The sequence below is a fragment of the Crossiella cryophila genome (genome assembly GCF_014204915.1).
GTDB lineage: Bacteria > Actinomycetota > Actinomycetes > Mycobacteriales > Pseudonocardiaceae > Crossiella > Crossiella cryophila.
Genome location: NZ_JACHMH010000001.1, coordinates 1,244,818 through 1,265,817 on the forward strand (window position 1 = coordinate 1,244,818; position 21,000 = coordinate 1,265,817).

13 protein-coding genes, 1 tRNA gene and 3 rRNA genes are annotated in these 21,000 nt (G+C 67.3%); 9 read left to right on the forward strand and 8 right to left on the reverse strand.

The window, feature by feature from the left end:
- Positions 1 to 6 precede the first annotated feature (6 nt).
- Positions 7 to 2,367, reverse strand: a complete 2,361-nt coding sequence (locus HNR67_RS05860; RefSeq protein WP_185001087.1) for a glycosyltransferase family 4 protein — start codon at positions 2,365 to 2,367, stop codon at positions 7 to 9.
- Between the two features lie 78 nt (positions 2,368 to 2,445).
- Complete coding sequence (locus HNR67_RS05865) at positions 2,446 to 3,894, reverse strand: ArnT family glycosyltransferase (RefSeq protein WP_185001088.1); 1,449 nt, start codon at positions 3,892 to 3,894, stop codon at positions 2,446 to 2,448.
- A 47-nt stretch (positions 3,895 to 3,941) separates the two neighbouring features.
- On the opposite strand from HNR67_RS05865, the gene HNR67_RS05870 reads away from it, so the two are divergent.
- The 4 genes from HNR67_RS05870 to rrf all read left to right on the forward strand — a co-directional run bounded on the left by HNR67_RS05870 (position 3,942) and on the right by rrf (position 12,200).
- A complete protein-coding gene (locus HNR67_RS05870) occupies positions 3,942 to 6,644 on the forward strand; it encodes an AfsR/SARP family transcriptional regulator (protein ID WP_185001089.1) in 2,703 nt (900 codons plus the stop codon).
- 347 nt (positions 6,645 to 6,991) lie between these two features.
- A 16S ribosomal RNA gene (locus HNR67_RS05875) occupies positions 6,992 to 8,509 on the forward strand.
- A gap of 373 nt (positions 8,510 to 8,882) precedes the next feature.
- Positions 8,883 to 11,994: ribosomal RNA gene (locus HNR67_RS05880) — 23S ribosomal RNA — on the forward strand.
- A gap of 89 nt (positions 11,995 to 12,083) precedes the next feature.
- Positions 12,084 to 12,200: ribosomal RNA gene (rrf, locus tag HNR67_RS05885) — 5S ribosomal RNA — on the forward strand.
- The 16S, 23S and 5S rRNA genes sit together here, the layout of an rRNA operon.
- A 61-nt stretch (positions 12,201 to 12,261) precedes the next feature.
- On the opposite strand, the gene HNR67_RS05890 is transcribed toward rrf, so the two are convergent.
- On the reverse strand, positions 12,262 to 12,936 hold the full coding sequence (locus tag HNR67_RS05890; RefSeq protein ID WP_185001090.1) for an alpha/beta hydrolase: 675 nt from the start codon (positions 12,934 to 12,936) through the stop codon (positions 12,262 to 12,264).
- 68 nt (positions 12,937 to 13,004) lie between these two features.
- Between HNR67_RS05890 and HNR67_RS05895 the strand changes: the two genes are divergently transcribed.
- Together HNR67_RS05895 and HNR67_RS05900 are read left to right on the forward strand one after the other, a co-directional pair.
- Positions 13,005 to 13,673, forward strand: a complete 669-nt coding sequence (locus HNR67_RS05895) for a DUF1990 family protein (protein WP_185001091.1) — start codon at positions 13,005 to 13,007, stop codon at positions 13,671 to 13,673.
- Positions 13,674 to 13,812: 139 nt separating this feature from the next.
- Positions 13,813 to 15,318 carry a chitinase gene (locus HNR67_RS05900; RefSeq protein WP_185001092.1) on the forward strand — a complete coding sequence of 502 codons (1,506 nt, stop codon included), beginning with the start codon at positions 13,813 to 13,815 and terminating at the stop codon, positions 15,316 to 15,318.
- Between the two features lie 40 nt (positions 15,319 to 15,358).
- Here the strand turns inward: HNR67_RS05900 and HNR67_RS05905 are convergent, their stop codons facing one another.
- Entirely contained in the window at positions 15,359 to 15,697 is a 339-nt protein-coding gene (locus HNR67_RS05905) for an MmcQ/YjbR family DNA-binding protein (protein ID WP_185001093.1), read from the reverse strand.
- Positions 15,698 to 15,839: 142 nt separating this feature from the next.
- Between HNR67_RS05905 and HNR67_RS05910 the strand changes: the two genes are divergently transcribed.
- Positions 15,840 to 16,379: an alpha/beta fold hydrolase gene (locus tag HNR67_RS05910; RefSeq protein WP_185001094.1), complete on the forward strand. Its 540-nt coding sequence runs from the start codon at positions 15,840 to 15,842 to the stop codon at positions 16,377 to 16,379.
- A 49-nt stretch (positions 16,380 to 16,428) separates the two neighbouring features.
- Here HNR67_RS05910 and HNR67_RS05915 read toward each other — a convergent pair.
- Positions 16,429 to 16,501, reverse strand: a tRNA-Gly gene (locus HNR67_RS05915).
- 321 nt (positions 16,502 to 16,822) lie between these two features.
- Here HNR67_RS05915 and HNR67_RS05920 point away from each other — a divergent pair.
- Both HNR67_RS05920 and HNR67_RS05925 read left to right on the forward strand, forming a co-directional pair.
- The gene (locus HNR67_RS05920) at positions 16,823 to 17,260 is read left to right on the forward strand and encodes a DUF983 domain-containing protein (protein WP_185001095.1); all 438 of its coding nucleotides are present in this window, start codon (positions 16,823 to 16,825) and stop codon (positions 17,258 to 17,260) included.
- A 17-nt stretch (positions 17,261 to 17,277) separates the two neighbouring features.
- On the forward strand, positions 17,278 to 18,141 hold the full coding sequence (locus HNR67_RS05925; RefSeq protein WP_185001096.1) for an Fpg/Nei family DNA glycosylase: 864 nt from the start codon (positions 17,278 to 17,280) through the stop codon (positions 18,139 to 18,141).
- 1 nt (position 18,142) lies between these two features.
- Here HNR67_RS05925 and HNR67_RS05930 read toward each other — a convergent pair whose 3' ends face one another.
- The 3 genes from HNR67_RS05930 to HNR67_RS05940 are packed head-to-tail and all read right to left on the reverse strand — an operon-like array spanning position 18,143 to position 20,893.
- Positions 18,143 to 18,739, reverse strand: a complete 597-nt coding sequence (locus tag HNR67_RS05930) for a LutC/YkgG family protein (protein WP_246492919.1) — start codon at positions 18,737 to 18,739, stop codon at positions 18,143 to 18,145.
- Positions 18,740 to 18,752: 13 nt separating this feature from the next.
- A complete protein-coding gene (locus tag HNR67_RS05935) occupies positions 18,753 to 20,192 on the reverse strand; it encodes a LutB/LldF family L-lactate oxidation iron-sulfur protein (protein ID WP_185001098.1) in 1,440 nt (479 codons plus the stop codon).
- Positions 20,171 to 20,893: a (Fe-S)-binding protein gene (locus HNR67_RS05940; protein WP_185001099.1), complete on the reverse strand. Its 723-nt coding sequence runs from the start codon at positions 20,891 to 20,893 to the stop codon at positions 20,171 to 20,173. The genes HNR67_RS05935 and HNR67_RS05940 overlap by 22 nt, the downstream gene beginning before the upstream one ends.
- Positions 20,894 to 21,000 lie beyond the last annotated feature (107 nt).

Genomic DNA, 21,000 nt, shown 5'->3' on the forward strand with positions numbered 1-21,000 from the left:
CGCGCATCAGGCGCCTCGTCGCGCAGCAGCGCCGTACGCCTGTTCGAGCTGCTCGCGCACCCAGTTCGCAGCGGCCGACACGGTGCGGGTACGCAGAATGTACTCGCGACCCGCCCGGCCCACCGCAGCGGCGTGCTCAGGATCATCCGCCACCCGCCGCATGGCCCGCGCCGCGGCCGCCGGATCAGGCTCGGCCCACCGCGCCGTCGCCGGGTACGGCTCCCAGCCCTCACCCACCTGGGTGAACTCGAACGGCACCGGGTAGCCGGTCACCGCGTCCAGGAACTCCGCCGTGCCCGAGTAGTCGGTGGAGATCACCGGCAGCCCGCGGATCATCGCCTCGGCCACGGTGAACCCGAAGCCCTCCGAGCGGTGCAGCGAGACGTAGCAGTCGCTCTCGTCGTAGAGCGCGGCCAGCTCGGCCACCGACAGGTACCGCTCGACCAGCTCGATCCGCGGATCAGCGCCGATCAGCGTGCGCAACCGCTCCGCGGCGCCGGGGTGCAGCTCGCCGTTGATCGCCTTGACCACCAGGCGCACGTCCGGATCGTCCGGGAAGGCCAGCCGGAACGCCTCCACCAGGCCCCACGGGTTCTTCCGCGCCGCGATGCTGTTGAAGTCGAAGGCGAACAGGAACCGCAACGGCGCGCCGGGCAGCCTGCGGCCGCGGTTGGGCGGACCGGGGTCGCTGATCGGGATCGGGAACACCTTCACCGGTTTGTCCGTGTGCGCGCTGATCGCCGCCCGGCAGAACTCGCTGATCGTCCAGATCTCGTCGACCAGCTCGTACGCCCTGTGCATGCTCGGCGGGAACTCGTCCAGCTCCCAGGACCACACGCCGATCCGGTACCGCTGGTGGAACAGCTGCGGGTAGAGGTCCACCGCGAGCGTGGTGGTGTCGGCGTTGATGCACAGCACGCTCAGCGGGTACCGCGGTGCGCCCAGCGAGGTCGGCCGCTCGATCGCGGTCCGGTTGTTCACCAGGAAGTCCTCGACCACGGTCGCGGTCGGGATCCCCGCCGCGTGCACCGCCTTGTGCAGCGCCCGGCCCAGCTCGCCGACGCCCAGCTCCGCGGTCAGGTGCCCCAGCAGGTTCACCCCGAACTCGGCCACCGGCGCGGGCCGCTCCAGCGCGGGTTCCGGCACCGCCCACTCCGCCAGGTCGTGCTCGGCGGTGGCCACTGTCCGGCACCACTGCCGGTACGCCTCGTTGTCGCCCTCGGTCGGGCGCGGGAACACCACCCGCAGGTCGACCCGGCTGTCCCAGATCGCGGTCACCCAGCGGTTCAGCCCGGAATGCGCCTGGGTCGGATTGCCCGGCCCGGCCAGCCAGTCCCGGAACGCGCCGCCCTTGTCCGGCCCGAACGCGTGCGGTGGGACCTCGGCCGCTTTGCCCGCCAGCTGCTTGGCCGCCGCCTTGCCCCATTCCGCCCGGAACAACTCCCGGACCAGCGGCGTCAACGGCGTGCCGTCCGGCAGCTCGTCGAACCGGCACAACTCAGGGGTGTCCGGCTGATAGCCCGCGGCCAGCAGCTCACCCCGGTAGGTCTCGCACAGCGCGCGCACCGCGGGCTGCTCGGACAACAGCACCCTCGGCCGCCCCGGCAGATCGGCCAGCAACCACGGCCGCTCCGGCCGGTACCCGCTGAAGACGAACGTGCGCAGCAGTTCGCCACCGGCCCGCACGGTCCCGCTGACATCCGCGGTCACCGGCCGCTGCCCGGCGTTCCAGTGCCCGACCCCGACCCCGGGATCACGCAGCACCACGTGCGGGAACAGCGCCGCGACCTCGTCGGTCCACCTCGGCCACCGGTCGTCCCCGCTCAACGCGTTGCGCCCGACCCGCTCGCACAGGTAGTCCAGCATCGCCCCGGCCCGCCCGGTCACGCTCAGGAACGCCGGGTCGAACACGCCACCGGCCAGCACCTCGGCCTCGCTCGGCGCGCGCCCGTCATCCGGCAGCGGCGCCAGCAGCCTGGGCAGCAGCACCGCGCCATGCGCCCTGGTCAGATCGGCCAGCCGGACGAACGGCGCGAACACCTTGCTGTCCCTGCTCAGGCTGGTCACCAGATCGGTCCTGGTCAGCAACGCGCGCAGCAGGAACGGCACCAGCGCGACACGCAGTTCGGCCGCCGGGAACGCGGTCGCCAGCCGCAGGTAGCTCTCCTCGTCGAGCCCGAACCCGTCCCAGCCGACCACCCGGACCCCGTTGGCCTGCCGCGCGCCCCGGTCCCCGTCGAGCACCGCGATGACGAACTCATGCCCCGGGTTCCACTCCAGATAGGAACCGGCGAGCACCCGCGCCGCGGGCATCCCGGCGGCGGTGGTGATGGTGCAGGCGATCGGCCGCGCCGCCTTCTCGCTCATCCAAGCTTTCCCCTCGCCGAACCTGCTCCGGATGCTATCGGCCACCGAGTGCCGCCACGCCCGGAACGCACCGGCCACTCAGGACAGCCGCCGCAACTCCGGCCACACCTGCGACCACGGCCTGCTCATGCCCCGGCAGACCCGGATCGGCGTGCCCTGCTCGTCGTTGTCCAGCCCGGCCCCGTTGTCCACGGTCCCGGCCGCCACCAGGCTCCGGCACACCCGCGTCCACGGCGGCGGCTGCCGCCCACCGACCACCAGCACCACCTCGGCGGCATCCGGCGGCGCCGCCCAGTTCGCCCACCCGTTGTGCCCGCTGAACACCGCGGGCAGCCCGTGCGCGGGCCCGAACACCCTGATCGCCCCGGCCTGCCCGTAGTTCGTGGTCACCACCACCGCCCGCGCCCGTTCAGCCTCCGGCAACGCGCGATGCGCCGCCGCCACCTGCTCCACCAACCGCGGCCAGCCCACCTGCTCTCCGGCCTCGTGATAGATCGCCACGATCGGGGTGTCCCGCAACTGCTCCGCGGGCACGATCGGCAACCCGAGCAGCGCGTTCATTACCGCCGACCCCGTCACCGCGACACCCACCAGCACCCCGCGCCCCCGGCTGGTCAGCCACCGATCCACCCCGATCGCCCCCGCCGCGACCAGCGCCGGATACCCGTCAGCCAGGTAGTACGCGGTACCCCCGCCGACCAGCAGCAACACCGCCATCACCAGGTACGCCACACCAAAGGCGCGGAACTCCGGCGCACGCAGCAACCGCACCAGCCCGGCCAGCCACACCACCGACAGCACCGGCCCGAACAACAGGAACTGGAACGGCACGAACCCCAGCCGCCCACCCAGATTCCCCTCGGCCGCCAGCACCCCCATCATCTCGATCTGCGGCCACCCGTGACCCGCCTGCCAGAGCAGATTCGGCAACCACAGCAACGCCGCGATCCCCACTCCGGCGAGCAGCCACCAGCTCCGCAACACCCGCCGCGGCCCCGCCACCAGCACCCCGACCAGCAGCGCGAACACCAGCAACGCGAACAGCGATTTGGTCAGCAACCCCACCCCGGTCACCACCCCGAGTGGCCCCAGCAGCCACCGGTCCCCGGTCCGCAGCAACCGCGCCACCAGCCACCCGGCCAGCGCGGCCAGGCACAGCTCCGGCGTGTTGGTCAGCAGCAGATGCCCGGTGACCAGCACATACCCGGAGGCCGCCATCGCAACCGCGGCGAGGAACTGCCCGCGCCGGGAAGCCCCCATCTCGCGCGCGATCAGCGCCACCAGCAGCACCGTGGCCGCCGAGGCGAGCGTGGCCGGGATCCGCACCGCCCACACCGACCCCGGCGAGATCGACTCGGCCAGCCAGGCCAGCAGCGGCGTCACCGGCGGCTGATCCGGATAACCCCAGGCCAGGTGATCTCCGGCGGCGAGGAAGTACAGCTCGTCCCGGTGGAACCCGTAGCCGAAGCTGGCCACGGTCAGCACCAGCACGACCAGCCCCACCACCGCCAGCGCAGATCTCGACATGGCGAAAAGCCTGGTGGACCCGCGTTGCGATCGGCGTATATAGGCCCGTGGAGTTCGACGTGCTGGGCAGGCTGCGGGTCACCGATGGCGACCGCCTGCTCGACCTGCCCGGCGGCAAGGCCCGCGCGCTACTCGCGGTGCTGCTCTGCCACCCGAACGAGGCCGTCTCCCGGGACCGCCTGCTCGACGCCCTCTGGCCGGCAGGCCCACCCCGCACCGCCGCGGACAACCTGCGCGTGCACGTCTCCCACCTGCGCCGAGCCCTGGCCGAGCCCAACCGGATCGTGGCCCGCCAACCCGGGTACGCCCTGCAGGTCGCCCCCGCCGAACTCACCACGCACCGCTTCACCACCCTGCTCGCCGACGGCCGGGCTGCCCTCGCCACCGACCCGGCCCGCGCCAGCCACCTGCTGACCAGCGCACTCTCCCTCTGGCGCGGCCCGGCCTACGCCGACCTCGACCTGCCGCTGCTGCGCGCGGAAGCGGCCCGCCTCACCGAACTCCGCCTGGCCGCCCTGGAAGACCGCATCGAGGCCGACCTCGCCCTGGCCCGGCACACCCAGCTCGCCGCCGAACTTCCCGCCCTGCTCGCCGAACACCCGCTGCGCGAACGCTTCCACGCCCAGCTGATGCTCGCCCTGTACCACCAAGGCCGCCAGGCCGAGGCCCTCGCCACCTACCGCGACCTGCGGCGCGACCTGGCCGAAGAACTCGGCATCGACCCCAGCCCGCCACTGCGCGAACTGCACCAGCGCATCCTCACCGGCGACCTCGCCGCCCCCGCACCCCGGCATCTGCCCGCCGACCTCGCCGACTTCACCGGCCGCGCCGCCGAACTCACCGGCCTGCTCACCAGCACCGCCCCGCCGGTGTGCGCGATCGACGGCATGGCAGGCATCGGCAAAACCTCCCTCGCCGTGCACACCGCACACCGCCTCGCCCCGCACTACCCGGGCGCGCATCTCTACCTCGACCTGCACGGACACACCGCGGGCCACCAGCCTGCCGAACCAGCCGCCGCCCTCGGCGCCCTGCTCCGCGCCCTCGGCATCCCCGGCGACCGCGTCCCAGCCGACCTGGCCGGCCGCGCCGCCAGGTGGCGACACGAACTCGCCGGTCAACGCGCCCTGATCCTGCTGGACAACGCCGCCAGTGCCGCCCAGGTCCGCCCACTGCTGCCCGGCAACCCGGACTGCCTGGTCCTGATCACCAGCCGGCGCCGCCTGGTCGACCTGGAAGCCGCGCACGTCCTCTCCCTCGACGTGCTGCCACCGGCCGACGCGATCGCCCTGTTCACCGCGGTCGCCGGCGCGCACCGGGCCGACGCCGAACCGGCCGCGGTGGCCGAGGTCCTCCGCCACTGCGGTCACCTGCCACTGGCCATCCGGATCGCCGCCGCCCGCCTGCGCAGCCGCCCGGCCTGGACCGTCGAGTACCTGGCCCAGCGCCTGCACGCCGGTGAGCTGCGCGAACTCGGCGGCAGCGTCTCGGCCGCGCTCACCCTGTCCGTCCAGCACCTCGCCCCGGCGGGACAACGACTCTTCCGCCTGCTCGGCCTGCACCCCGGCGTCACCTTCGACCGGTACCTGGCCGCGGCCGCCACCGATCTCAGCGTCGCCGAGGCCGAGGAACTGCTCGAAGACCTGGTCGACGCCCACCTGCTGCAACAACCGCGGATCGGCCGCTACCGCTGCCACGACCTGGTCCGCGACCACACCGTGCGACTGGCCGGGCAGACCCCGGACCAGGCCGCGCACACCCGGGTCCTCGACCACTACCTGCACACCGCGGCCGCCGCCATGGACGTGCTGCTCCCGCACGAAAGCCGCTACCGCCCGGCCCTGCCCGCACCCACCACACCACCGACGCTGACCAGCTACGACCAGGCCATGACCTGGCTGGACACCGAACGCGAAACCCTGCTCGCCATCGCCCACGCGCACCCGGACCGCGCCCTCCCGCTTTCCGCCGTGCTCTGGCATTACCTGCATCTGCGCGGCCATCAGGACGACGCCCTTGACCTGCACACCCGTGCCCTTGACCAGGCGGAATCCGCGGACGAGCAATGCCGGTCGCTCAACTATCTGGCCCTGGCCGCCATTCGCCTGAACCGCTTCGAAACCGGTCTCGGCTGGTTGCACCGATCCCTCGCACTGGCCGGGGAGAACTCACCCCATCGTGGTCACACGCTGCACCACCTCGGCCTGGCCTGTTTCCAGCTCGGCGATATCCCGCGGGCCCGGCTTTATCTGGGGGAGTGCCTGGCGCTGACCCGCGAGTCCGGTCAGCACTACTACCGGGGGCATGTGCTGCACCGGCTCGGCCTGGCCTGCGCGGCGGCCGGGGATCACGAGGAGGCCGACGCCTGTCTGGAAGAAGCCCTCGCCCTCGCCAGGGACCACGGATATCGCGACCTCGAACCGGAGGTGCGCAACGGACTCGGTGAAACCGCACGCGACCGGGCCGATCCGGTCCGCGCCGCCGGGCACTTCCGCCAGGCGCTGCGCATCGCCACCGAAACGGGGGACCGGGACCAGCAGGCTCGCGCGCACAACGGGCTGGGGCACGCCAACCGGGAACTCGGCAGGCCGGCCGAAGCGGCCCGGCACTGGCGGCTCGCACTGGCTATCTACAGCGCCTTGGCAGTCTCCGAAGCCGACCTCGTTCGGCATCACCTGACTTTGCTGCCGGATACCGCAGGTCAGCCGCCTCCCGTAATCCACCAAACCGCCCCTGACCAGCCGATTTGACTTCTCATTCGCCCCTGAGTAACTTTCTCTCTGCCAGCGCGGAACGGCCCCGGAAATAACCGGGAACGGACCGCCGGAAGGGCCGCGAACCAAGCTCCCGCCAGTAGGTGGTAGAGTGGGCGCCCGAAGGAAAAACTAGCTTCCAGGACAATCAAGCCCCGGAACAAGCTGTCAGCGAATAGCTGGTAGGTTGTGCGGTGTGCGTGTGTTCTTTGAGAACTCAACAGTGTGCCGATGTAAGCCAGTAGAGCTTATATATTTGAAACCTCGTTTGAGGTTCCTTTGAGATCACATTGATAAAGGATTGCGTCTAGCGATCCTGACAGTCTGTGGTCAGACACCATTCATTGATGGAGAGTTTGATCCTGGCTCAGGACGAACGCTGGCGGCGTGCTTAACACATGCAAGTCGAGCGGTAAGGCCCTTCGGGGTACACGAGCGGCGAACGGGTGAGTAACACGTGGGTAATCTGCCCTGCACTCTGGGATAAGCCTGGGAAACTGGGTCTAATACCGGATATGACAACCTTGGGCATCCAGGGTTGTGGAAAGTTCCGGCGGTGCAGGATGGGCCCGCGGCCTATCAGCTTGTTGGTGGGGTAATGGCCTACCAAGGCGACGACGGGTAGCCGGCCTGAGAGGGCGACCGGCCACACTGGGACTGAGACACGGCCCAGACTCCTACGGGAGGCAGCAGTGGGGAATATTGCGCAATGGGCGAAAGCCTGACGCAGCGACGCCGCGTGAGGGATGACGGCCTTCGGGTTGTAAACCTCTTTCAGTGCCGACGAAGCGAAAGTGACGGTAGGTACAGAAGAAGCACCGGCCAACTACGTGCCAGCAGCCGCGGTAATACGTAGGGTGCGAGCGTTGTCCGGAATTATTGGGCGTAAAGAGCTCGTAGGCGGTTTGTTGCGTCGGCTGTGAAAACTCGGGGCTTAACTCTGAGCTTGCAGTCGATACGGGCAGACTTGAGTTCGGCAGGGGAGACTGGAATTCCTGGTGTAGCGGTGAAATGCGCAGATATCAGGAGGAACACCGGTGGCGAAGGCGGGTCTCTGGGCCGATACTGACGCTGAGGAGCGAAAGCGTGGGGAGCGAACAGGATTAGATACCCTGGTAGTCCACGCCGTAAACGTTGGGCGCTAGGTGTGGGGGTCATTCCACGGCCTCCGTGCCGCAGCTAACGCATTAAGCGCCCCGCCTGGGGAGTACGGCCGCAAGGCTAAAACTCAAAGGAATTGACGGGGGCCCGCACAAGCGGCGGAGCATGTGGATTAATTCGATGCAACGCGAAGAACCTTACCTGGGCTTGACATACACCGGAAACCTGCAGAGATGTAGGCCCCCTTGTGGTCGGTGTACAGGTGGTGCATGGCTGTCGTCAGCTCGTGTCGTGAGATGTTGGGTTAAGTCCCGCAACGAGCGCAACCCTCGTTCCATGTTGCCAGCGCGTAATGGCGGGGACTCATGGGAGACTGCCGGGGTCAACTCGGAGGAAGGTGGGGATGACGTCAAGTCATCATGCCCCTTATGTCCAGGGCTTCACACATGCTACAATGGCCGGTACAATGGGCTGCTAAGCCGTGAGGTGGAGCGAATCCCTAAAAGCCGGTCTCAGTTCGGATCGGGGTCTGCAACTCGACCCCGTGAAGTTGGAGTCGCTAGTAATCGCAGATCAGCAACGCTGCGGTGAATACGTTCCCGGGCCTTGTACACACCGCCCGTCACGTCACGAAAGTCGGTAACACCCGAAGCCCATGGCCCAACCCGTAAGGGGGGGAGTGGTCGAAGGTGGGACTGGCGATTGGGACGAAGTCGTAACAAGGTAGCCGTACCGGAAGGTGCGGCTGGATCACCTCCTTTCTAAGGAGCACATTCCGCCCTTCGGGGTGGGGTTCCATCCAGTTTTCAGGCCGACCGTGTCTGAGCTGGTGGCGCTCAAAGAATTGTGGAACTACTGGTGAAAACGCTGTCGGATCTGCGATGCGTGCAGGGAGTACTACTCGAGTGATCGAGTGTGGAAACTGTGTACGTGTGGTGAGGGATGATGGGGTGTTCGGCACGCTGTTGGGTCCTGAGAGAACACGCGTAAGCGGGTTGCTCTTGAGGAAGCAGAAGATCCAGTTCTACTGCTAGCAACCAAACCGGCCCGAGTTGATCGGGAGCTAGGTGGTGCGTGGTGTGGTGGTGTCTGGTTGTTCTTTGAGAACTACACAGTGGACGCGAGCATCTTTGTGGTCAAGTTGTTAAGAGCATACGGTGGATGCCTTGGCACCAGGAGCCGATGAAGGACGTAGGAGGCTGCGATAAGCCTCGGGGAGCTGTCAACCGAGCTGAGATCCGAGGATTTCCGAATGGGGAAACCCGGCCCCAGTCATGTGGGGTCACCTGCACCTGAATGTATAGGGTGTGTGGAGGGAACGCGGGGAAGTGAAACATCTCAGTACCCGCAGGAAGAGAAAACAACCGTGATTCCGTGAGTAGTGGCGAGCGAAAGCGGAAGAGGCTAAACCAGTTTCGTGTGATACCCGGCAGGGGTTGCGTTACTGGGGTCGTGGGACCTATCAGCTAGATCTGCCGGTCTGGCAAGAAGTAAGAAAGCATCGCGTTAGTTGAACGCTCTGGGAAGGGCGACCGTAGAGGGTGAGAGTCCTGTAGGCGAAAACGTGATGGTCTTCTGATGGTGTTCCCAAGTAGCAGCGAGCTCGTGGAATTTGCTGTGAATCTGGCGGGACCACCCGCTAAGCCTAAATACTCCCTGGTGACCGATAGCGGACTAGTACCGTGAGGGAAAGGTGAAAAGTACCCCGGGAGGGGAGTGAAAGAGTACCTGAAACCGTGTGCTTACAATCCGTCAGAGCCTTCGGGTGATGGCGTGCCTTTTGAAGAATGAGCCTGCGAGTTAGTGGTGCGTGGCGAGGTTAACCCGTGTGGGGTAGCCGTAGCGAAAGCGAGTCTGAATAGGGCGAAATAGTCGCGTGCTCTAGACCCGAAGCGGAGTGATCTACCCATGGCCAGGGTGAAGCGACGGTAAGACGTCGTGGAGGCCCGAACCCACCAGGGTTGAAAACCTGGGGGATGAGCTGTGGGTAGGGGTGAAAGGCCAATCAAACTCCGTGATAGCTGGTTCTCCCCGAAATGCATTTAGGTGCAGCGTCACATGTTTCACGCCGGAGGTAGAGCTACTGGATGGTCTAGGGGGCCTACAAGCTTACTGAAATCAGCCAAACTCCGAATGCCGGTGTGTGAAGTGTGGCAGTGAGACTGCGGGGGATAAGCTTCGTAGTCGAGAGGGAAACAGCCCAGAACACCGGCTAAGGCCCCTAAGTGTGCGCTAAGTGGGAAAGGATGTGGGGTCGCTCAGACAACCAGGAGGTTGGCTTAGAAGCAGCCACCCTTTAAAGAGTGCGTAATAGCTCACTGGTCAAGTGGTTCCGCGCCGACAATGTAGCGGGGCTTAAGCGTACCGCCGAAGCCGTGTCATTCACACTATAGATCGGCTCCCGGGCTTGAACCGGGTGTCTAGTCGTGTGGATGGGTAGGGGAGCGTCGTGCATCCAGGGAAGCAGCCGCGTGAGCGAGTTGTGGAGGGTGTGCGAGTGAGAATGCAGGCATGAGTAGCGATTGCAGAGTGAGAACCTCTGCCGCCGGATGACCAAGGGTTCCTGGGCCAGGTTAATCCGCCCAGGGTAAGTCGGGACCTAAGGCGAGGCCGACAGGCGTAGTCGATGGACAACGGGTTGATATTCCCGTACCCGTGTGGATGCGCCCATGGTGAGGCGAGGGATACTAACCACCCGAGCGAAGTGGATCCTTCGGGAGAAACTGAGTGAGCGTGGGACCTGATCTCGTAGTAGTCAAGCGATGGGGTGACGCAGGAAGGTAGCTCCGCCAGTGAGTGGTAGTACTGGTGTAAGCGTGTAGGCCGGGTGATAGGCAAATCCGTCATCCATGTAGGCTGAGACGTGATGCGTAGCCGATTGAGGCGAAGTAGAGTGATCCTATGCTGCCGAGAAAAGCCTCTAGTGAGTGTTCACGCGGCCCGTACCCCAAACCGACACAGGTGGTCAGGTAGAGAATACCGAGGCGTTCGGGTGAACTGTGGTTAAGGAACTCGGCAAAATGCCCCCGTAACTTCGGGAGAAGGGGGGCCCGCTGACTTGAAGCTCTTTACGGGCTAGGGTTGGTTGGCCGCAGAGACCAGGGAGAAGCGACTGTTTACTAAAAACACAGGTCCGTGCGAAGTCGCAAGACGATGTATACGGACTGACGCCTGCCCGGTGCTGGAACGTTAAGGGGACCGGTTAGTCACACTTGTGTGGCGAAGCTGAGAACTTAAGCGCCAGTAAACGGCGGTGGTAACTATAACCATCCTAAGGTAGCGAAATTCCTTGTCGGGTAAGTTCCGACCTGCACGAATGGCGTAACGACTTCTCCGCTGTCTCAACCACAGGCCCGGTGAAATTGCATTACGAGTAAAGATGCTCGTTACGCGCGGCAGGACGGAAAGACCCCGGGACCTTTACTATAGCTTGGTATTGGTGTTTGGTTCGGCTTGTGTAGGATAGGTGGGAGACTGTGAAGCTGCGACGCTAGTTGTGGTGGAGTCATCGTTGAAATACCACTCTGGTCGTACTGGATATCTAACCTCGGACCGTGATCCGGTTCAGGGACAGTGCCTGGTGGGTAGTTTAACTGGGGCGGTTGCCTCCCAAAGGGTAACGGAGGCGCCCAAAGGTTCCCTCAGCCTGGTTGGCAATCAGGTGTTGAGTGTAAGTGCACAAGGGAGCTTGACTGTGAGACTGACGGGTCGAGCAGGGACGAAAGTCGGGACTAGTGATCCGGCACTGGCTTGTGGAAGCGGTGTCGCTCAACGGATAAAAGGTACCCCGGGGATAACAGGCTGATCTTGCCCAAGAGTCCATATCGACGGCATGGTTTGGCACCTCGATGTCGGCTCGTCGCATCCTGGGGCTGGAGTAGGTCCCAAGGGTTGGGCTGTTCGCCCATTAAAGCGGCACGCGAGCTGGGTTTAGAACGTCGTGAGACAGTTCGGTCCCTATCCGCCGCGCGCGTTGGAGACTTGAGGAAGGCTGTCCCTAGTACGAGAGGACCGGGACGGACGAACCTCTGGTGTGCCAGTTGTTCTGCCAAGGGCATGGCTGGTTGGCTACGTTCGGAAGGGATAACCGCTGAAGGCATCTAAGCGGGAAGCCTGTTTCGAGATGAGGTCTCCCACCCTCTTGAAGGGTTAAGGCCCCCTATAGACGATGGGGTTGATAGGCCCGAGATGGAAGCCTAGTAATAGGTGGAGTTGACGGGTACTAATAGGCCGAGGGCTTGCTCACAAAGTTGCTACGCGTCCACTGTGTGGTTCTGAAAGAACCAACCTGGCACACCTGAGTGTGTGTTGATGGTTTGTGTTTTTTCATAGTGTTTCGGTGGTTATGGCGGAGGGGAAACGCCCGGTCCCATTCCGAACCCGGAAGCTAAGTCCTCCAGCGCCGATGGTACTGCATGCGTGAGCGTGTGGGAGAGTAGGACGCCGCCGAACTAAATTTGCGTGTGGCCCCAGAACTTCGGTTCTGGGGCCACACGCTTTTTTTGCGTTCGAATCACTGCCGGCTGATCTCGACCAGGATGTTCGTGAGCTGGTCTGGCTGAGACAGGAATGGGTGGTGGTCGCTGTCCAGCTCGATCACCTTGTGCGCGCGGGTGGCCTGTTCGCGTTGGACCTCCGGTGGGGTGCCGCGGTCCTGGGCGCAGACGAGGTAGGTGCTCGGCTTGGACTGCCAGGCGGCGTTGCGGGGTGTTTGGGTCAGGGCCAGTTGGGGTTGGCGGGTCAGGCGGGCGCGGGCGCCTTCGTAGGCACCCTCGTCGCAGTGCTGGGCGAAGCGGGCGCGGAGGTCTTCGGGGCGGAGGCTGAGGGTGCCGTCCGGGTGGAATTCCAGGTGGGGCGCGGGTTCTGGGCCGGCGAAGCTGGCCAGGGACTGAGTTGTGTCGGCCAGGAACGCGGTGAGGTACACCAGGTGGCGGACGTTGGGGGCGGTGCCCGCGTCGGTGACCACCATGCCGCCGTAGGAGTGGCCGACCAGGATCACCTCTTCGGAAATGTTGGCCAGCAAGGCTTTCAGGGCATCGCCATCGGTGTGCAGGCCGCCGCCGGTGTGGCAGCTCGGCAGGTCCAGGGTTGCGCTGGACAGGCCGTGTTGGGCCAGCCGCGGGGACATCCGGCTCCACCACCAGGCGCTGTCGCGGACCAGGGCGCCGTGTACGAAAACCACCTTCATGGTTCCGACGTTGGCACGGGTGGGGGCGGGGATGGGGCGGGGTTCGCTGCTGGCGCAAGACTGGGGGCATGAGTGGACGGTTGGCGCGCATCCGGGACCGGGCGGCTCAGGCCGAGGTGACCTATCCGGAGGTCGGGGTCACCAGGGAGACGGACTGCCCGCCCGGGTATCGGCGGGTCAGCCGGACATTGCGGTTGGGGCGTGGAGAAGCGGAGTTCGCGCGGGCCCGGCTGGCGTTGCGGGGCTGGGCGACACATCGGGGATTTGGGCGGGGGATTTATCTGGGAGAAGTGGGGCCGGGGGAAGTCGGGCGGCAGGAGGCCGGGCGGCAGGGGGAGTCCGGGCAGGGGGAGTCCGGGCCGGGGGAAGCCGGGCCGGGGGACGTCGGGCAGCGGGACGTTGGGCGACAGGACACCGGGCAGCAGGACACCGGGCAGCAGGTGGGGGACACCGTTGTATCGGTGCTGGGGTTTGGGCCGCTTTCGGTCGTGGGGCCCTGCCGGGTGGTGTGGCGGGTGGATGAGGCTCGGCGGTGTGGGTTCGGGTACGGGACGTTGCCGGGGCACCCGGTGATCGGCGAGGAGGGTTTTGTGCTGGTACTGGGGGCGGACGGGGCGGTGGAGTTCACCATCACCGCGGTGTCCCGGCCTGCCGGGCAGCTCGCGCGGTGGACCGGGCCGATCGGCCGACTGGCCCAGCGACTGGCCATGACTGCCTACCTGCACGCGTTGCGCTAGCCGTTCACACTCTTGACACCGCCCACGTGGTCTAGTCCAATTCCAGGACACCTGGTGGGCCTGTGCAGGTCTTTTCGCCGCCCGGACCCTCGTTGTCCCACCAGCCGACGCTCCACGCCGGAAATGGTGGGAGGAAACGATGTCACGCAAGATCCTCGTTGCTCGGGTGGCGGCAGTGCTCACGGTGGTGCTCGGCATCGCGCTGGCCGGATTCGTGCCTGCGCACGCGGCCGGGGTCACCGCCTCGTTCGTCAAACAACAGGCATGGGAGACCGGCTACACCGGCCAGATCACGCTCAAGAACGACACCGCGAGCCAGGTCACCGGCTGGAAGGTGGAGTTCGACCTGCCCGCGAGCACCACGGTCGGCGCCTACTGGGACGCCCTGCAGACCAACGCCGGCGGCCACTACGTCTTCACCAACCGCGAGTACAACGGCAACCTCGCGCCCGGCGCCAGCGCGACCTTCGGCTTCAACGCGGCAGGCACCGCGGCCCCGGTGAACTGCCGGATCAACGGCAGTCCCTGTGACGGCGGGTCCACCAACCCGACCACCACCACGACCTCGACCACCAGCCGGACCACCACCTCGACCAGCACCACCACGACGACCACGACCACCGGTCCGCCGCCTGCCGGGAACAAGCTGCTGGTCGGCTACCTGCACAGCAGCTTCGCCAACGGGTCCGGCTACATCCGGATGGCCGACGTGCCTGCCGAGTGGGACATCATCCAGCTCGCCTTCGCCGAGCCGACCTCGGTGACCTCCGGCGACCTGCGCTTCAAGCTCTGCCCGGTGGCCGAATGCCCGAACGTGGAGTCCGAGGCCGAGTTCACCGCCGCGATCAGGGCCAAGCAGGCCCAGGGCAAGAAGGTGCTGATCTCCATCGGTGGGCAGAACGGTCAGGTGCAGCTCACCAGCACCGCGGCGCGGGATGCCTTCGTCAGCTCGGTCAGCGCGATCATCGACCGGTACGGGCTCAACGGCCTGGACATCGACTTCGAGGGTCACTCGCTCTACCTGGACTCCGGGGACACCGACTTCAAGGCGCCGAAGACCTCGGTCGTGGTGAACCTGATCTCCGCGCTGAAGACGCTGAAAGCCAAGTACGGCAGCGGGTTCCAGCTCACCATGGCGCCGGAGACCTTCTTCGTCCAGCTCGGCTACCAGCACTACGGCGGCAGTGGCGGCGCGGACAACCGGGCCGGTTCCTACCTGCCGGTGATCCACGCGATGCGCAACGACCTGACCCTGCTGCACGTCCAGCAGTACAACTCCGGGCCGATCATGGGCCTGGACAACCAGTGGAAGCAGATGCCCAGCGTCGACTTCCACGTGGCCATGGCGGACATGGTGCTCGGCGGCTTCCCGGTCAAGGGCGATGTGAACAACCAGTTCCCCGCCCTGCGCCAGGACCAGATCGCGCTCGGCCTGCCGGCCAGTCCCAACGCGGGCAACGGGCACACCGCGGTGGCCGCGGTGCACAAGGTGCTGGACTGCCTGATGAAGGGCAGCAACTGCGAGTCCTACAAACCCAGGGCCAAGTACCCCAGCCTGCGCGGCCTGATGACCTGGTCGATCAACTGGGACCGGTTCAACAACGCCGAGTTCAGCAAGAACCACCGGGCCTATCTCGACCGCTAGCCCGGTCCGCGGCGGCGTCGCCCCGGTGGCGCCGCCGCGGTCAGCCCGCGTCGAAGGCGGCCAGCAGCCGCTTGGGCGCGGTCATCCGCCAGGCTTCGGTGAGCAGTTCGCCCAGCTCGTCGGCCTGCACGGAGTCGAGCTGAGCGACCACCATGCCCCAGTTCTGGTAGTGCGGCGGCACGCTGAAGGTGTCCGGGTCCCCGGCCACCAGCGCCAGCCGCTCGTCCTCAGCGACCTTGATCGCCACCTCGACCCCATCGGGTGACATCGAGGCGAAGATCTTGTCCTTCACCCGGAAACACGTGCGGCCCCAGGCCGGGCGCTCGTGCGCCTCGGGCAGCGCCAGGGCCAGGCTGCTCAGCTCCTCCGGTGTGACCATGCCGGAAACCTAACCCGGGCCACCGACAGTGTCCGGGGTCACGGGCCTGCACTCCGTCTGGCTGTAGCCGAGGATGGGTCTGGTCTGGTTGGAATGGGTATCGCCCCATCACCGTGCGCGCAGTCGACTGGAGTGATGACGTTTGGCGACGTTCGTGCTGGTCAACGGCACCGGATCCACCCAGGACGACTGGGCGGCACTGGTCGAGGACCTGGAGGACCGCGGCGACCGCTGCCTCCTCGTCGACATTTCATCCGTTCAGGGCGAGGACCAGGCGGACCGGATCGCGTGGGCCGCCCAGCACTCGCTGACCTCGCCGATCCTGGTCGCGCACGGCGACGCAGGCGCGTACGTACCGGAAGCACTGGCCAGATTCCGCTTCGCACACGTGGTGTGGCTGGCCGCGGAAGTGCCCGCCCCGGAATCGACAACCGAGCAGGACTGGCTGACCGTCGGCCAGACCTACGCGGGAGATCCCGAGGACCAGGTGGCGGAAAAAGCCGCACTGGCAGTACCCGGAATGGAGTTCGAGGAACTCGCCGGCGGACCTTGCCCCCAGCTGTCCAGTCCGGACGAAGTGGCCAGAACCCTCGCCCGCTGTGCCCGAAAGCAGCCAACAGCGGTTCCGGGGGTTCGGGGGCGTGCCCCCGAGCGGGGTCCGGGGGTCGCACCCCCGGTGTGATGGCGAAGCAAAAAGGCGAGTGCTCCACGAGCACTCGCCTTCTATTGCGAGCGGATGACGAGATTCGAACTCGCGACCCTCACCTTGGCAAGGTGATGCGCTACCAGCTGCGCTACATCCGCACGCTCTCCGGGCCGTGGCCCTGATCGCTGTGGGTAACAGTACATGGCCGGGCAACCGGGTTTCACCGGGGGGTCGGTTTGGTGAACAGGCAGGTCGGGCGTGGTGACTGGCTGCGCTGGGGACTCACCCGGCTGGACCACAACGATCATGACCCGGCAGAATCCCCCGGGTGACAGCCAAGGGTCGGATGCGACCGAACGGTAGTTCCGAGACATTGATTTTCACCCTCGGGGCCCATCGCCGAACCGGTACCGTGGACACACGCTCAGTGAGCGGTCGTGGCGTCCGTGTGACCGACGCCCGCGGCTGAGGAGGAACGCATGACGCGGTTGGTACGGGGTGCGGACGGTCGTAAGTGGACCGTGCGCACCAACGTCGAGTGGTCCAGCCCGGCGGGCATGGACGAGTTCGAGCACGACGTGAGTGGTGGCCACGGCGCCGCCGTGCTCATGGCCACGCTGATGGTGTTGCTCACCGCCGTGCTGATCATCTGGACGCCGGCCGCGGTGATCATCCCGCCCTGGCTGATCCTGGCGCTGGCGCTGGTCTTCCTCTTCTTCCCGCTGCGCTGGGTGATCCGGCGGCCGTGGACGGTGGTCGCGGAGACCCCCGGCGAGCTGGACGACGCCGGGCCGGAGCGCTGGGTTGGCAACGTGCGCGGGTTCCTGGCCATGCGCCAGGAGGCGATCAAGGTGGCCAGGGACATCGAGGTGTACTCCTCGCCGGCCTTCGACGGCCCGCTGCAACCGGTGGACTGACGTCGTAGTCTGGCCGCGTGCCCGAACTGCCCGAGGTGGAGGCGCTGGCCCACCACCTGCGTGAGCATGCCGTCGGCAGCACGGTGACCAGGATCGACCTGGCGTCGATGACCGTGCTGAAGACGGTCGCGCCCGCGCCGACCGACCTTTACGGCCGGGCGGTGACCGGCGCGTCCCGCTTCGGCAAGTTCCTCGCGCTGGACTGCGGGGACCTGCACCTGGTCACCCACCTCTCCAGGGCAGGCTGGCTGCGCTGGTCCGACGAGCTGAGCGCCGTCCCGCCCAAACCCGGCCGCGGCCCGCTCGCGCTGCGCGTGCACCTGGGCCCGCCGGGCAAGGCCCCCGGCTTCGACCTGACCGAGGCCGGCACCCAGAAGCGGCTCGCCGTCTACATCGTCACCGATCCGGCGCAGGTGCCCGGCATCGCCCGGCTCGGCCCGGACGCGCTCGCGCTCAGCCGCCCCGAACTGGGCGAGCTGCTGGCCGGGCGCGGGGAGCGGATCAAGACCACGCTGACCGACCAGACCGTGCTCGCCGGCATCGGCAACGCCTACTCCGACGAGATCCTGCACCTGGCCAGGCTCTCCCCGTACGCCACCACCGGCAGGCTCGCCGAGGACGCGGTGGACCGGCTGTTCAGCGCGCTGCGGGAGATCCTCACCGACGCGGTGCAACGCTCGGTCGGCCAGGCCGCGGCCCGGCTCAAGGGCGAGAAGCGGGCCGGGCTGCGGGTGCACGCACGCACCGGCCTGCCCTGCCCGGTGTGCGGGGACACCGTGCGCGAGGTGTCCTTCGCGAGCAAGTCGCTGCAGTACTGCCCGACCTGCCAGACCGGCGGCAAGCCACTGGCCGACCGGCGGATGTCCCGGCTGCTGAAGTAGCTCAGCCCTCGACGATGAGCACTTCCAGGGTGCGCGGGCCGTGCACGCCCTCCACCCGGTCCAGCTCGATGTCGCTGGTCGCCGACGGGCCGCTGATGAAGGTCAGCGGGCGCACCGGGTCCAGCCTGGCCAGCGCCTCCGGCACGGTGGCCACCACCTGGTCGGCCCTGACCACGCACAGGTGGTAGTCCGGCAGCAGGGTCAGCGCCCGCCTGCCCTGGGCCACCCCGGCGTCCAGCACGATGGTGCCGGTCTCCGCGATGGCCACCGCGCAGCCGGTGAGCACGCCGTCGCAGCCGTCCAGGGTCTCGATGGACAGCGGCGGCCGGTCCACCAGCCAGGTCAGCTCGTCGTTGAGCCAGTCCGCAGGCAGGTCGGCCGGCACCGCGATCCGGCGCGCGCCGCGGGCGTCCAGCAACGCGTCGATCCACACCGGCAGCCGGTCCGCCTGCACCCGGTGCACCGCGGCCCGGTAGTCCGCGACCCGTTCGGCCAGCACCTCGATCACATCGCCGAGGTCCCTGGTGTGGTCGTAGTCGCGGGGGACCGGCGTGGCCTTCGGCTGGTCGCGCAGGGCGGTGCGGATGCGGGTCAGCATCACCGCGCGGGCGTCACTGGTCACCGCGGGTCCTCCTCCACCAGCTGCGGAACGATTCGGCGGGCGGCACCGGCACATCGCGGACGTCGGTCCACTTCGAGCCGGGCCAGGGCAGTCGGGTGATCTTGCCGTCCCGGCCGAGGAACCGGGCCAGCGTGCCCGCCTGCTGCGCTCGCTCGAAGCGCTTCGCGTCGGCCATCACCCAGGCCAGCGCGCGCATCGCGATCGCCTCCGGGGCCAGGCTGCTCTTGTTCTCCACCACCCGCGCGCGCAGGTGGGTGAGCACCTCGGGGATGTTGATCGAGACCGGGCAGACCTCGTAGCAGGCCCCGCACAGCGAGGAGGCGAACGGCAGCGAGGCGGCCTGCTTGTCCTTGGGGTCGTTGACCAGCTGCGGGGTCAGGATGGCGCCGATCGGGCCCGGGTAGACCGAGCCGTATGCCTCGCCGCCGGTGCGCTCGTAGACCGGGCACACGTTGAGGCAGGCCGAACAGCGGATGCAGCGCAGCGACTGCCTGCCCACCTCATCGGCCAGCGTGGCGGTGCGCCCGTTGTCCAGCAGGATCAGGTGGAAGGCCTGCGGCCCGTCGCCGGGGGTCACGCCGGTCCACACCGAGGTGTAGGGGTTCATCCGCTCTGCGGTGGAGGAGCGCGGCAGCAGCTGCAGGAAGACCTCCAGGTCCGGCCAGCTCGGCACCACCTTCTCGATGCCCATCACGGTGATCAGGGTTTCCGGCAGGGTCAGGCACATCCGGCCGTTGCCCTCGGACTCCACCACCACGATCGACCCGGTCTCGGCCACGCCGAAGTTGGCGCCGGAGATGGCCACCTTGGCGGAGAGGAACTTGCGCCGCAGGTGCCGCCGGGCCGCCTCGGCCAGCGCCCGCGGCTCGCTGGTCAGGTCCGCTGGCACGTCCGGCATGGCGCGCTGGAAGATCTCCTTGATCTCCGCGCGGTTGCGGTGGATCGCGGGCACCAGGATGTGCGAGGGCCGGTCCTCGCCGAGCTGCACGATGAGTTCGGCCAGGTCGGTCTCGATCGCGGTGACCCCGCCCTCGGCCAGCGCCTCGTTCAGGCCGATCTCCGCGGTGGCCATCGACTTGACCTTGACCACCTCGGTCTCGCCGGTGGCGCGGATCAGCCGCAGCGCGATCGCGTTGGCCTCGGCGGCGTCCCTTGCCCAGTGCACGGTGCCGCCGCGGGCGGTGACCGCGGCCTCCAGCCGGATCAGGTAGGTGTCCAGGTTGGCCAGCACCTCGTCCTTGATCGCGGCCCCGGCGGCACGCAGCCGTTCCCAGTCCGGCAGCTCGGCCACCGCGGCCGCGCGCTTGCCGCGGATGGTGCTGGTGGCGTTGCGCAGGTTGCGGCGCAGCTGGGTGTTGGCCAGGGCGTCCTTGGCTGCCTTCGGGAAGGCCGGGGTGCCCAGCCAGGTCACCGGGTTGCGGACGACCATGGTTCCTCCTCCGTGCTCGCCAGGATCTCCGCCAGGTGCACCGGCCGCACCCCGCTGCGCAGCCGGGACAGTCCGCCGCCGATGTGCATCAGGCAGGAGTTGTCGCCCGCGGTCAGCACCTCGGCGGCGGTGCCGATCACGTGGTGCATCTTGTCGGTCAGCATCGCGGTGGAGGTCTCGGCGTTCTTCACCGCGAAGGTGCCGCCGAACCCGCAGCAGGAACTGGACTCGGGCAGCTCGACCAGGTCCAGCCCGCGCACCGCGCGCAGCAGCCGCAACGGTTTCTCACCGACGCCGAGCATCCGCAGCGAGTGGCAGGTCGGGTGGTAGGTGACCCGGTGCGGGAAGTAGGCGCCGACCTCGGTCACCTCGAGCACGTCGACCAGGAACTCGGACAGCTCGTAGGTGCGCGCGGCGATCGGGGAGGCGGTCAGGCCGGGGTGGATGTCGCGGACCATGCCGGTGCAGGAGCCGGAGGGCGCGACCACCGCGTCGTAGTCGCCGAAGAGTTCGGCGTAGTCGCGGGCCAGCGGCTTGGCCTGCTTGGCGTAGCCGGTGTTGAAGTGCATCTGCCCGCAACAGGTCTGCGCCAGCGGGAACTCCACCCGGCAGCCCAGTCGTTCCAGCAGCCGCACGGTGGCCTTGGCGGTCTCCGGGAAGAACGTGTCGGTCAGGCAGGTCGCGAACAATCCGACCCGCATGGCCTCTCCACCTGCTGTGCGCACAGCGGACACCCTGCCTCGGAAAACCTCCGATGTCTACGGTTCATCCTTTTGGTGCCATCTCCGAGTGACGGGGTGGTTGCAGA